Below are 12,808 nucleotides of genomic sequence, written 5' to 3'. Positions count from 1 at the left end.
GGCGCGCTGAGCGCGCCCGGTCAGCCGTCGAGCACCCGGGTCAGGCGTCGGGCACGGTGAGGATCGTGCCCGCGCCGACCGTCAGCCCGCCCTCGCGGATGGCGAAGCCGAGCCCGGGCTCCAGCGCGACCGCCTTACCCAGCTCGACCGCCACGTCCACCGTGTCACCCGGCCGGGCGGCGACGGCGCCGCTGAGCGTCAGCTCCCCGGGCACGTCGGTCGTCCGCAGGTAGAACTGCGGACGATAGCCGGACGCGATCGGCTTGCGCCGCCCGCCCTCCTCCGCGGTCAGGAGGTACACGCGGGCGGTGAAGGACCGGTGGGCGCGCTGGCTGCCGGGCGCCGCCAGCACCATGCCGCGCCGTACCTGCTCGCGGCGGACCCCGCGCAGCAGCACGGCCGCGTTGTCACCGGCCTCGCCCCGCTCCATCGTCTTGCCGAACGTCTCCACGCCCGTGACGACGGCGCCGAACGCCTCACCGAACCCGACCGCCTCCACCGAGTCACCGACCCGGACGGTGCCGCGCTCGATGGCCCCGGTGACGACCGTGCCCCGGCCGGTGACCGTGAGCACGTTCTCGACCGGCATGAGGAACGGCGCGTCCACGTACCGCACCGGCACGGGGATGTGCTCGTCCACCGCCTGGAGCAGCGCCTCGATCGACGCGATCCAGACCGGGTCGCCCTCCAGCGCCCGCAGCCCGGACACCCGCACCATCGGGACGCCGTCGTAGCCGTGCTCGGCCAGCAGCTCCTGCAGCTCCAGCTCGACCAGGTCGGTCAGCTCCGGGTCCGCGCCGTCGGCCTTGTTGACGGCCACGACCAGGTGCTCGACGCCGACCCGCTTGGCGAGCAGCACGTGCTCCCTGGTCTGCGGCATGATCCCGTCGTGCGCGGACACGACGAGGATCGCGCCGTCCAGCTGCGCCGCCCCCGTGATCATGTTCTTCACGTAGTCGGCGTGCCCGGGCATGTCCACGTGCGCGTAGTGGCGGGTGGCGGTCTCGTACTCGACGTGCGAGATGTTGATCGTGATCCCGCGCCGCGCCTCCTCGGGCGTGCGGTCGATCCGCTCGAACGGCGTGTACGTGGCCTGCCCGCGCTGCGCCAGCACCTTCGTGATGGCGGCGGTCAGCGTGGTCTTGCCGTGGTCGACGTGCCCCATCGTGCCGATGTTGAGATGCGGCTTGTTCCGTACGTAGGCCTGCTTGGCCATGGTTCCTTCCTTGAGACCTGGTTTCCGTGTGACCCGTACTCGGGGCCGACAACCTCCCCCCGCCGGGTCACCTCAGGACTCACGGGAAGAGGTCAACGCTCCAGGCCGTCGCAGGCACGCTCAAGCACGCCCGGCACCGCGGGCGTCACAAGGAGAGCGTGCAGGAACATGAGGAACATAGTGCGATCCACAGCACGCGACCGCAACCGAATATTCCCGGCGCGCAGGTGGGCCGGTGCTCACCCACAGTGAGACTTGAAGGGCGGGAGTTGCCCGGGGTCTGACTCGCTCACCCACTGGCGTTGTTGCTCGGAACGGGATTTGTCGATCTCGGACGGCCTCCTGATCGAGCGCCTTGCCCGCCGCATCGATGCTGCCGCCACTGCCCGTGAGCGGGGAGAGACGGTTTATCTGGAGCATGGACGGGCTGTCCCCACTGAGTAACCAACTCTGGAAGACCACGATCAGGGAGGGGCGGCGACAGGCTTTTGTCAGACCGTCCATCGCGGGGCGTACTCCAGGTGGATGTCCTGCCCGCCGCCTGGATCCAGATTCGGCCAGTAGAACAGCCGGCAGACGTGATAGTTGCAGGCGCCCGAGACGTACAGCGAGGTCGCGGCAGCGGGCGGCCCTTCCTTCGCCACGGCGAAAAAGTGGCGGGCCGGCTGCCGAAACGCCGCGGTGCTGCCGGTCAGAAACAGCGTCTCGGCGTGCATGCGCTGGTGGAGTGCGTCCTTGTTCTCCTGGTAGTTCAGGGCCCGGTAGTCGATCTCCTCGTCGGCGGGCAGGTCGGTGTCCGGCACACTTGCCGTCCGTATTTCGCAGGGCGGGCTTCCAGCGGTGATCCGCTTTCGTACCTGCTTCCAGCGGGAGGGCGGGAACTGCAGCGAGTGGTGGACCAGCACGAGATCAAGCGGCCGGTCCGGGCACCTCTCCTCCATGTCCCAGTCGGGGTTGATCCCAGGGGCGGCCGGAGTGGCGCGCATCGGCAAGTAGACCAGAGAGCGTGGCGATCGGGCCGCGAGCAGCCACAACGCGCCGATCCGTCGGCCATCCGTCCGGTCCACATACATGTGATACCGATTACCGGTGTCGTAGAGTGCCCCATTAGCCAAAGGTTTGGCCGGGCGGATCACCCGGAGCTCCGAGGCTCCCAACCGCACTCGGTGAATGATGATCTTCACCTGCACGATCATCGGTTCCTTTCATCTTCAGGCTGCCTGTGCGATCCAGTGGTTCTGAAGGACGGCGATGGTCTTGCACAGGTGGCCGGGCTTGGAAGGGCTCCAGCTCTTCAGCTGGGCGTTAGCGCGCTCGCCGGGTCCGTGGAGCTTGACGTGGGAGCGGTTGGCCTGCGTGATGACCTGGACGTTCATCCCGTGTACGCGGTGTTCGCCGGAGTAGTAGGGGCGGGCGGCCTTGCTCCGATCGGTGCGGATGAGCGTGCTGTCCAGTACCAGGTAGGCGACGAATCGACGGCGGCACGACAGAACAGCACCTGAAGCTCCTGGTTGTGACGGTGAGGATTGTGATGATCAACCCGTCTACCAGGAGCTTCTCAGGGCCACCAGCCGAACGCCGCCATCGCGATCATGATGTGATCAGGGCACGCGTCCTGGAGGATGGAAAACGTTCAGTGAGCCGTGCTGAGGAACGAAGCACGGATCGTCGATCGCCCTCAGCAATCTACGGCGGCCAAGCACGCCGTGGCGAATGTGTGAGTCGATGTGGCCATTCGTACACGCCCCTGCCTACCCGATCGGAGATGTCTACCGCCTACGCGTAACCCGATCCGTTTCCCGCGCATCGCGCCCGCCGTCGATCGGCTGGGCGCGCTCGCCGAGTTCCCGAGCGATAGGTGGCCGGCCGGCGAAATTCGTCCTGAGTACCTTGGCCCGAGCCAACTGGGTCATTGATGCTCGCATGTGGTGTGGATCGGCCCTATCGCGCAGGCGACGCGGCTTGGTCTCATGTCATGGTGATGTGGAGAGGGCACGTCAAGGGTTGGTGGCTGATCGTCGGCGCGGCGGTGGCGACGTCGGTGGCGGCGTTCGCCGAGTCGGAGCTTCCCGCTGGGGTGGGCGCGGTCTTGGTCGCTGTGATGGGGGCCGTAGCCGGCGTGGCGTCCGGGCGGGGCAACCGGCTGGTGGAGGCGCCGACGGCGCGCGAGCGCGGGCTGGTGGTGGCTCGGCGCGGCAGAGCACCCCGCATCCGCGATATCGATGATCTGTCAGTCGTACGCGTCCATAGTGCGGGCGGTGACGCGTTCCCCGCGTTCATCCCCAGGGACAGAAGCGGCGAGATCGAGTCGGCCCTGGCCTCACACCGTTTCGTCCTGCTGGTCGGGGACTCGACCGCGGGGAAGTCACGAGCGGCGTTCGAGGCGCTGCGTGAGAAATGCCCGCGTCACCGCCTGCTCATCCCGGATCCGGAGAGCGGGGAAAGCCTGGCGGCCGCCTTCGAGACGGCCGAGTCCGTGCGGCCGTCGGTGATCTGGCTGGACGATCTCGAACGCTACCTGACCTCGGGAGGCGCCCTCCCGAACCTGATCAGGAACGTGATCGTCGGGAAGCCGGGGGTGCTGGTGGTGGCCACGATCCGCACCCATGAGAGGGCCCGCTTCCGGGGGATCGAGGCGTCCCCCGTTCCGGAGGCGGCGGTGTTCGACCTCGCCCACGAGATACGGCTCGACCGCCGGTGGAGCGCCGCAGAGCTGCGCCGGGCGTCCGAGCACACAGAGGACGAGCGCATCGCCCAAGCGATCGAGTCATCCAGCACGTACGGAATCGCCGAGTTCCTGGCAGCCGGACCGCGGCTCCTCGCGACCTGGAAGGACGCCCGTTCCCCCGAAGGGAACCACTCCCGAGGCGCGGCGCTGGTGGCCGCCGCGGCCGACGCCTTCTGCGCGGGCTGGACCACTCACCTCCCGGCTCCGGTCCTGCGTGACCTCCACGAACACCACCTGCTCGACCTCGGGGGCGCCCGCGCCCGTCCCGAGCCTTGGGAATCCGCTCTGGCCTGGGCAACGAAACCGATCTTCGCCACCAGCAGCCTCCTGGTCCCCAACCACGACGGCACCGGCTACCGGGTTTTCGACTACCTGCCCGAAGCGATCGACTCCGAACGCGGGACCAGCGGGATTGCCCAGCCGGTCTGGGACACGCTCATCGTTCATGCCGACCCGGCGACCTGCGTCGACCTAGGCCGGGCCGCCCAGCAACGGACCCAATGGGACGCCGCGACATCCGCCTTCCGCAAGGCGGTCGACGGCGGTGCCCTCATGGGCGCGATCGGCCTGGCGGAGATGTCCGGCGACGCCAACCGGCATGCCGAGGCCGTCGACGTCCTCAGATCGGCGCTGCGGTCCGCGCCGCCGGACACCGCTCCGGACGACCTCTTCGAACTCACCCTTCAGCTGGCCTGGTGGACGGGGCAGTCCGGGGACCTCGACCGGGCGGTCTCCCTCTCCACCGAAGCATACGAAGGCTTCCTGGAGCTCCACGGAAGGATCCACCCGGCCACGATCCAAGCCAGACGGAACCTGATTCGCTGGACCGGCCACACCGGATCGGCCGCCGACGCCCTCGCGATGGCCAGGGAGCTTCTGGATACCGGACAGACCCTCTGGGGACCGGAGCACCGTCAGGTGCTGGGTCTGCGATTCGAAGTGGCCTGCTGGGCGGCAGCCGACGGGCCGCAGGCCGCCGAGCGCGCCTGGCGCGAACTCAACGACGATGCCACCCGTCTACTCGGTGACCATCACGCCCTCACCAACGACGCCCGCTGGAACCTGGCCGACTGGGCGACTCGAAACGGTGACCGAGAGACCGGCCTTCGCCTGCAGAGAGAAGTCATCGAGGGCTGCGCGGTCCTCTACGGTGCCGACCACGCGCGCACCCTGACGCGCATCATCCAGCTCGCCGCCATGCTGGGACACGCCGACCGTACTGAAGAGGCCCTGACCACGGCCACCGCCGCCCGCGACGACTGCGCTCGCGTCCTGGGGCAGAACCACGAACTCACCCACTGCGCCGCATACCAGCTCGCCCTGTGGACCGCTCTCTCCGGAGACACCGACACCGCACAGGTCGCCTTCACGAGCCTTCTCGCCGTGCTGCCGGACGGCCATCCACTCGCCGGACTATGCACCCGCCAAACAGCCGAAGGCCCAGGCTCGACTACTGACTACTACCTACCCCCTGACTGGTGACGACCACAGACGTGCCTCCACGGACGAATCCCAGAATCTCGTTGCTGAAATCAGAGCCGTCCTCGTCTGCCGCGATGAGAGCGTGTAGACGTGGGCGAAGGCGTCGCTACGTCCATCCAGGTGAGCTGCACAGGCGGCACGAGTCGAGAGGCCAGATGGGCGGCCACGTCCCGTACTATCCAGCCGGGCGCACAGCGAGACGGCGAGGCTCAGCCTTTCCGCCACCGTCCACGTGAGTCATGTCGTCCTTGTCACATGCCGAATTTCGCCGATCAGCGTTTTCCGAGCCGAACGGACAGGGCGGCGAGCCAGGCGGAGATGAGTACGGCGCCGGCGGCGAAGCGCAGGCTGGCACTGTCCTCGCCCCACGGCGGCACCGTGAGGACGAACGTGGCCAGGCTGCTCATGACGCTGTAGGCCATCCAGCCACGGCTCGCGAACCGCCGTGCGAAGACGAGCCCGGCCACGATCAGCGACAGGAACGCCGTCGCCCCGAAGACCGTGTGCAAGATGCTGCCGGTGCTGAGGCGCTCCGGCAGCCCGGCGGGGGCGCCGGCCGGCCAGCCCAGTGCGGGATCGGGCGCGAAGACCCCGCCGCCGACCATCGGCACGCCGTACGCGCCGATCAGGATCGGCCCGATGAGCGGCGCGGCCGCTCCCGCCACACCGGGACGGGCGGCCCGCCGTACGCCGAGCGCGAAGGCGCACGCCAGCAGGCCCGTGAGCGCGAAATTCGCCGTCTGCAGCCAGCCCAGGTCGCCGAGCGTGAGAGCGCTCAGCGCGTGCCGCCGCAGGTCGAATCCGGTCCGGGTGAAGGCCTGCGTGAACGACACGACGGGGAACAGGATCCCGGCGACCGCGCCGCAGCCCAGCAGCAGCGCGGCCCCTGTCGCAGGGGAGGTCGTGGGCTCGGCAACGGTGCTCATCGTGGATCCTTTAGCGGTCGGTGGTCATTGCTTCGTCGCACGGCATGACCACGAACGGGATGCGGCCGGATGGACAGCCGCCCGCGAAATTCCTCAGGACTCCTCGACGGCGGCCAGGCGACGCCGCAGGTGGACGCGTTCCGGCTCGCTCCCGGCCGCCTCCAGGGCCGCGCGATAGGCCGCGGCGGCCTCGGGACGGCGGCCGAGCCGGTGCAGCAGGTCGGCGCGCGCCACCAGGTACGGGTGGTAGCCGCGCAGCCGCGGCTCGCCGGCCAGCTCGTCCAGCAGGGCCAGGCCCGCCTCCGGCCCGTCGCGCATGGCCACGGCCGCCGCCCGGTTCAGCGCGACCACCGGGGACGGGTCGAGCGCGAGCAGCACGTCGTACAGGGCCACGACCTGCGGCCAGTCGGTCGTGGCCAGGTCCGCCGCCTCGTCGTGGAGGGCGGCGATCGCGGCCTGCACGCCGTACACGCCGGGCGGGCCGCCGCTCAGCGCGGTCACGACCAGCGCCGAGCCCTCCTCGATCAGGTCCCGGTCCCAGCGGCCGCGGTCCTGCTCGTCCAGCAGCACCGGCTCACCGTCGGGGCCGGTACGGGCATCGCGGCGCGCGTGGACCAGCAGCGTCAACGCCAGCAGCCCGGCGACCTCCCGCTCGGCGGGCAGCAGCCGGCGCAGGATGCGCGCCAGGCGGATCGCCTCCTCGGCCAGGTCCAGGCGCTGCAGGTCGGGGCCGGAGCTGGCGGCGTACCCCTCGGTGAAGATCGAGTAGATCACCTGCAGCACCCCGGGCAGCCGCTCCGGCAACTCGTCCGCGCCGGGCACGCGGAACGGGATGCGGGCCTCGCGGATCTTCTTCTTCGCCCGGACGATCCGCTTGGCCATCGTCTGCACCGGCACCAGGTACGCCCGCGCCACCTCAGGCGTGGTCAACCCCGCCAGGCAGCGCAACGTCAGCGCCCCGCGGTCCTCGGCGGGCAGCGCGGGGTGGGCGCAGGTGAAGAACAGCTGCAGCCGCTCGTCCGGCAGCTCGCCGCCGTCCACGTCAGCCGGCGGGGCGTGCGCCGCCCGCTCCGCCTCCACCTGCAGGATGGCCAGCCGCGCGGCGAAGGCCTGGTCGCGCCTGAGCCGGTCGACCGCCTTGCGCCGCGCCGTCGTCATCAGCCACGCGCCCGGCTTGGGCGGCACACCCTCGACCGGCCAGTGCTTCAACGCCGCCTCGATCGCGTCCGAGGTCACCTCCTCGGCGAGGTCGAGGTCACCGAAACGGCGCACGAGCGCGGCCAGCAGCCTGCCGCGCTCCTCCCGGAAGACCGCCTCGACCTCATTCATTGAAGTCGGCGACCGGGCGCACGACCACCGACCCGCCGCCACGCGCACCCGGGCAACGGGCGGCCCAGTCGAGCGCCACATCGAGGTCCGGTACGTCGATCACATAGAACCCGCCCAGAACCTCCCGCGTCTCGGCATACGGCCCGTCGATCACGGTCCGCACCCCGTCCCTGTCCACGCGCACGGTCGTGGCGGTCACCAGATCGGCCAGCGACTCGCCGGACACCCAGATCCCCGCCTCGTGTACAGCCTTGTCATAGGCCATCCAGTCCTCGAAGGTGCACTGCTCGTCCTGGTCGGTGGTGGCGGCGTTGATCAGCATCATGTACTTCACGGTGTCCCCTTCATGGGTGAGTTCGGTGTACGGCGGGCTCGCCGTACACCATCACCACGAACGGCCCTCCGCCAAATGGACAACTTCTCATGGAGAGGTTGCGGGCTCCAGAGAGCGGGTCAGCCGCACTCCTTCTTCGAGATACCCCAGCGCGGCGTAGAACCGCCGGGCGGTCGTGTTGGCCGCCCCCGTCTCCAGGGTCAGGTGACGCAGGCCCTGCTGCCGGGCCCAGTCCTCGGCGGCGGCCATCAACCGCCGGCCCACTCCCGTACGCACGGCTCGCGGATGGACGGCCAACTCGCCGACGTAGGCGTCCATCGCGCCGGTGAAGTGCCGCCGGCGCTGGACGGACACCACGCCGAGGACCTGTGCGTCCCCACCGTACACGGCGACGAACACCGCTCCCCGCTGCGCCTCGGCGGCGGCGAGGGACCCGGCGAGCCACTCCCGCGCCGCCCGGGCGGCCCCCTCGGGGTCACGCCATGCCGCCACACCCTCGGCGAGCCGGGGAGCCAGCGCCAGGACGCCTTCAAGATCTTCATCGCATACCGGCCGAATCCGGACCTCGTTCATGAACGGCAGCATGCCAGGCGGAAGTCCCCCGAAAAAAGCCCTGATGGGCAGCCGGATCCGGCTACTCGCCTTCTGCCACCACCGCGTCGAGAAGCAGGTCGAGCAGCTCTGTCCGACGTTCGGTGTCGTCGGCGATCGCGAGGAACACGATGCTCCAGCCCAGGTCGGGCAGCCGGGCCTGCATGGCCCGCAGCCCCGGCCAGCCTCCTCCATGCCGGTAGACGCGGTGCCCGGCGTGCGAGCGGATACCGATGCCCCAGGCGTAGTCGATCGGGGTCCCGTCATCGAGGCGGCCCGGGGTGTGCATGAGGGTGGAGAGACCGAGCTCATCGGCATTGAGCGCCTGGCTCCACCGCAGCAGGTCACCGGCGGTGGTCCACACGCCGCCGTCGCCCAGGGACAGCGGCGCCGGGTGCTCAGGGGAAAGCGGTGCCGCGCCGGGAGGCGCGGGAGCGGGTCCGGCCCAGAAAAACGTATCGCTCATCGACAGCGGGGCGAAAAGCCGGCTCCGCGCGAAATCCGGAATCGGTTGACCGGCCGCTCGTGCCGCCACAGCGGCGAGGCAGACATATCCCGCGTTCGAATAGGCGTAATCGCCGCCAGGTCTGCCAGGGAGGGCGGGAAATCGGGTGAGGGCCTGAATGACGCCTCGGCTGGTCCGGTCGCCGTCGAGGATGGCGTCGATGTCACGATCAGCGGGCAGAGCCGCGGTGTGATGGAGTAACTGCCGGACCCGGATGTCGTCAGCCCATGAAGGCAACTGGGGCAGCCAGCGCGATAACGCGGACTCAAGGTCCAGCGCACCCTGCTGGACGAGCAATGCCACGCATGCGGCGGTGATTTGTTTGGAAAGGGAGGCCGCGTAGATCGTCGTGGTGTCGGACAGCGTCTCGCGCCTGGCTGTCAGCCCCTGCGCGTGAAAAGCCGGCGCATTGTCGCGTCGTTGTAGCCCGACCACGATCGGCTCGTCCTTTCGGTATCCGGCTTCGGCGATCATGGCTTCTGTTCGCTTCTCAGGATGCGGCACGGAGGTAATCCTTGCGGAGGGATCTGGTGAGCGACCACAGAGATGCGGTCATGAGGAGGGCGGTCAGACCGCCGCAGATCATCGCCGTCGAGACCGAGAAAGCGTCCACGACCTGGCCGCCGGCGAGCGCTCCGAGGGCGAAGGTCGCCTGGAAGGAGGAGGTGAAGACGACCGTGGCGGCCTCCGGCGTCCCGGAGGCGGCGTTCATGAACCAGGCCTGGGAGCAGACCGGGACGCCCCCGTAGGCCAGTCCCCACAAGACCACCAGCGCGACGGCCCCGGCGGTGGAGGTGCCGGCCACGGGCAGCAGCAGCGTGGCCAGGGCGATCAGGCCGCCGCAGGTCAGGAAGGCGGCTCGGGGGGCGGTCGCGACCGCCTTGCTCGCCAGGAAGTTCCCGGCCGTCCCGGCGATGCCGTACGCCAGGAGGGTGGCGCTGATGGCGGCCGGGTCCAGGTGGGTGACGTTCTGGAGGAAGGGGGTCACGTAGGTGTAGGTGCCGAAGTGCGCCAGGACGATGAGGAACGTGGCCAGCAGGGCGATCCTGGTGCCCCGTTTGCGCAGGAGGCCGAGCAGGACGCGGCCGCTGGTGACCTCCTGGGCGGGGAGCAGCGGCAGCAGCATCAGCAGGGCGATCAGTACGAGGACCGACAGCGCGGTCAGGACGAGGAAGGCGGTTCGCCAGCCGGCGAGGTGGCCGATGAAGGTGCCGGCCGGCACACCGAGCACCGAGCCCAGGGGGACGGCCGAGAAGATCAGCGCGGTGGCGGTGCCGACCGAGCGCGGCGGTACGAGGCGGGCGGACAGCCCGGCCCCGATCGACCAGAAGCCGCCGATGGTGAGGCCGACCAGCACTCTGGAGACCAGCATGATCCAGTACGAGGTCGCCACCGCCGCCAGGACGTCTGCGACCGCGAGCACCGCCATGAGCGCGCACAGCATCACCCGGCGGTCCAGGCGGGCGGTGGCGAGCGTGACGGCGGGCGCGGCGATGGCGGCGACGATGCCGGGCAGGGTCATGGTCAGCCCGGTGGTGCCATCGGAGATGCCGAAATCGGCGCCGATGTCGGTCAGCAGGCCGATGGGCAGGATCTCGCTGGTGACGATGGCGAAGATGCCCAGCGTGAGCGAGGTGACCGCGAGCCAGCTGATGAGCGGTGAGCGTGGCGGGGCTTGGGTGATCGTGGACATGGTTCCGTTCGGGTTGGGACCGTGGGGGGTTGGGGAACCAGCCAAGCAGCGGTGGGGGAGGGGATACCGGCAGGTTTCAGACCACACCATGCCGTTACGACATCAGCCCCAAGCGCCGAAGGGCCCGCCCTCCACCGCATGTACACCCTTTGAGGAATGCGGCACCAGTCGGTGAGACACGAGGAAGCTGAGGTCACCCACGGTAGGAAGGCGCCGATCAATGCCGTCTTGCGACGAAAGCATGCTCGTAGTCCGTGTCCTCGCCGACGGAGCCCACGGCCCACACGTTGGAGGTGCCGGGGCTGGCCACGATGGCGGCGTGACCGCTGCCACCGGCGCTGATGTCCTCGAGCGTCCACGACGTGCCGTCGTAGTGGAGGAGGAGCGGCGTGGGGAGGCATCCCGGGGTCTCCGCCCCCTCCCCGCCATCCTGAGGTCGGGCGGCAGTTCGCGCCAAGCCGGTCCCAGACACCGGCCGCGTGCCAGTCGATGCGTACCGACGTCCCCAGCGCCGGCCATCAGCCCGTTTTCGGCCTGTCCAGAAAAAGTCCCGCCAGTGTGCACTTCGACACAGACCGGCGAGCCGCACTGTTGCGAGAGTGGATCTCGAAAGGCCAGACGCCCAAACGGCGGAACAACGGGCCGGGCGATGCAATCTGACAAGCAGGCCCGCCGTCGCTTTATGAGTCACGGCACCATGACGTCGATCACCAAGACGATGGCCGTCTTCGGCACGAGCGCCGCCCTGGCCAGTGGTCTCCTGACCACCGGTCTGATGAACGGTGCGGCCCAAGCCGCCTCCCTCCCTGCCGCGAGGACCGCAGGGTCGGCGAGCGCTCACCCGTACGACGGCAAGGATCCCTACAGCAGCGGGTGCGCCCGCTCCAGGGTGAACACCGGGAAGAAGGCCTCGCTCAGGAACGAGGTCGGAGACCGCCTGGGCACGATCCGGCTGTTCTACTCCCGCCAGTGCCGCACCAACTGGGGCGAGGTGTCGGTCGCCACGGGCGCTTCGGGCACCATCACGGTCTACACCGGGGTCAAGAGCAGATCCTTCACCTACCGGCCCGGGAACGGCGGGCACCACTGGGGCAACATGATCTACGCCCCCAGCGGCATCTGCGCCAAGGCCACGGGCACGGTGACGGCCGGGGTGGGCCGCGCCAACAAGGGCAGCGGCACCACAGCCAAGGCCTGCGACTGAGCCACGCGGGCGCTCCGCGTGGCGCGCGGGTCCCGGCGAGGCCGATGGACCGGCTCTGCCCCACGCCGCCGTGATCAGCGGAGGCAGGATCACCACGATCGGCGCTGTGTTCAACGACGCCCTCGTCAACTGCCTCGCCCGACGCGACGGTGACGTGGGTTGCGCGGCTCTCCGCACGTGGTCGGGGCGCGCGGCTGCGCCTGCAGGTCGCCCTTGAAGGGGTGAACGGCCTCCGCGCAACTGCCGGCTTTCGCACGCCGACCCGGAAACCCCGTATCAGCTCTCAGACAGCAAGGAGGAATCCATGCGCACGTTCCAGCTCATTGGCACTACCGTCGCTGCCGTTTTCGGCGCGACCATGCTGGCCGCTCCGGCGGCCCAGGCCGCTCCCGCGCCTGCCACCGCCGCGGCCCAGCCCGCGTCCGCCGCCCCGGCCGACGACACCGCGATGATCCTGGCGGAGGCCGGCATCAGGTGCGGCAAGGGCCTGGGTGGCAAGAGGAAGGTGAACTTCAGCTGGGAGAAGGGCAACGCCACCACCAAGATCTACTTCAACAACCACTGCAAGAAGGGCAAGAAGATCACCGCGGCGGTGGTGAGCCGCAATTACCGCGTCGATCACTGGCAGTACTGGTGCAGGCCGCTGGACACCAACGGCCGGACCAAGGGGAACAAGAAGTTCTCCAACAGCGGCTACACCGTCTGGAAGGTCCTTCGCGGCCACACGAACAAGTACTGCAAGGTGCGATAGTCCAGTCGTTCTCCTCGACGCGCCCCTTGCGCGGTCAGCCGGACCGCGC

Annotated in this window: 13 protein-coding genes and 1 pseudogene; 3 read left to right on the top strand and 11 right to left on the bottom strand. The window is 69.5% G+C overall.

All coding sequences use genetic code 11. The features are described 5' to 3' along the window. Window positions 1-40: 40 nt before the first annotated feature. The 4 genes and pseudogenes from tuf to ACWDX9_RS50620 form a co-directional block, all read right to left on the bottom strand. Complete coding sequence (gene tuf / locus ACWDX9_RS50635; protein WP_449968635.1) at window positions 41-1,216, bottom strand: elongation factor Tu; 1,176 nt, start codon at window positions 1,214-1,216, stop codon at window positions 41-43. Window positions 1,217-1,707: 491 nt separating this feature from the next. Next, window positions 1,708-2,412, bottom strand: a complete 705-nt coding sequence (locus ACWDX9_RS50630; protein WP_449968632.1) for a hypothetical protein — start codon at window positions 2,410-2,412, stop codon at window positions 1,708-1,710. A 15-nt stretch (window positions 2,413-2,427) separates the two neighbouring features. After that, a complete protein-coding gene (locus ACWDX9_RS50625) occupies window positions 2,428-2,592 on the bottom strand; it encodes a hypothetical protein (protein ID WP_449968629.1) in 165 nt (54 codons plus the stop codon). After that, window positions 2,572-2,682, bottom strand: a pseudogene (locus ACWDX9_RS50620) (IS5/IS1182 family transposase); the annotation flags it as partial. The gene ACWDX9_RS50625 and the pseudogene ACWDX9_RS50620, both read right to left, overlap by 21 nt. A gap of 509 nt (window positions 2,683-3,191) precedes the next feature. Here ACWDX9_RS50620 and ACWDX9_RS50615 point away from each other — a divergent pair. Then, complete coding sequence (locus tag ACWDX9_RS50615; protein WP_449968626.1) at window positions 3,192-5,426, top strand: hypothetical protein; 2,235 nt, start codon at window positions 3,192-3,194, stop codon at window positions 5,424-5,426. Window positions 5,427-5,698: 272 nt separating this feature from the next. Here the strand turns inward: ACWDX9_RS50615 and ACWDX9_RS50610 are convergent, their stop codons facing one another. The 7 genes from ACWDX9_RS50610 to ACWDX9_RS50580 all read right to left on the bottom strand — a co-directional run bounded on the left by ACWDX9_RS50610 (window position 5,699) and on the right by ACWDX9_RS50580 (window position 11,261). Beyond that, window positions 5,699-6,352, bottom strand: a complete 654-nt coding sequence (locus tag ACWDX9_RS50610) for a DUF998 domain-containing protein (protein ID WP_449968623.1) — start codon at window positions 6,350-6,352, stop codon at window positions 5,699-5,701. 93 nt (window positions 6,353-6,445) lie between these two features. Continuing rightward, window positions 6,446-7,681, bottom strand: a complete 1,236-nt coding sequence (locus ACWDX9_RS50605; protein WP_449968620.1) for an RNA polymerase sigma factor — start codon at window positions 7,679-7,681, stop codon at window positions 6,446-6,448. Then, complete coding sequence (locus tag ACWDX9_RS50600) at window positions 7,674-8,006, bottom strand: YciI family protein (RefSeq protein WP_364249821.1); 333 nt, start codon at window positions 8,004-8,006, stop codon at window positions 7,674-7,676. The genes ACWDX9_RS50605 and ACWDX9_RS50600 overlap by 8 nt, the downstream gene beginning before the upstream one ends. 96 nt (window positions 8,007-8,102) lie before the next feature. Then, window positions 8,103-8,588: an N-acetyltransferase family protein gene (locus ACWDX9_RS50595; protein ID WP_449968617.1), complete on the bottom strand. Its 486-nt coding sequence runs from the start codon at window positions 8,586-8,588 to the stop codon at window positions 8,103-8,105. Between the two features lie 61 nt (window positions 8,589-8,649). After that, a complete protein-coding gene (locus ACWDX9_RS50590) occupies window positions 8,650-9,615 on the bottom strand; it encodes a serine hydrolase domain-containing protein (protein WP_449968615.1) in 966 nt (321 codons plus the stop codon). Beyond that, a complete protein-coding gene (locus tag ACWDX9_RS50585; protein ID WP_449968612.1) occupies window positions 9,602-10,804 on the bottom strand; it encodes an MFS transporter in 1,203 nt (400 codons plus the stop codon). Before ACWDX9_RS50585 ends, ACWDX9_RS50590 begins: the two co-directional genes overlap by 14 nt. A gap of 217 nt (window positions 10,805-11,021) precedes the next feature. Beyond that, window positions 11,022-11,261: a hypothetical protein gene (locus tag ACWDX9_RS50580; protein WP_449968610.1), complete on the bottom strand. Its 240-nt coding sequence runs from the start codon at window positions 11,259-11,261 to the stop codon at window positions 11,022-11,024. A 225-nt stretch (window positions 11,262-11,486) separates the two neighbouring features. Here ACWDX9_RS50580 and ACWDX9_RS50575 point away from each other — a divergent pair, with 225 nt between their 5' ends. Then, window positions 11,487-12,008 carry a DUF2690 domain-containing protein gene (locus tag ACWDX9_RS50575; protein ID WP_449968607.1) on the top strand — a complete coding sequence of 174 codons (522 nt, stop codon included), beginning with the start codon at window positions 11,487-11,489 and terminating at the stop codon, window positions 12,006-12,008. 304 nt (window positions 12,009-12,312) lie between these two features. Continuing rightward, entirely contained in the window at window positions 12,313-12,759 is a 447-nt protein-coding gene (locus ACWDX9_RS50570) for a hypothetical protein (RefSeq protein ID WP_449968604.1), read from the top strand. Window positions 12,760-12,808: the final 49 nt, after the last annotated feature.

The organism is Nonomuraea sp. NPDC003201 (genome assembly GCF_053590415.1).
This window is presented reverse-complemented; position numbering and strand designations above follow the sequence as displayed.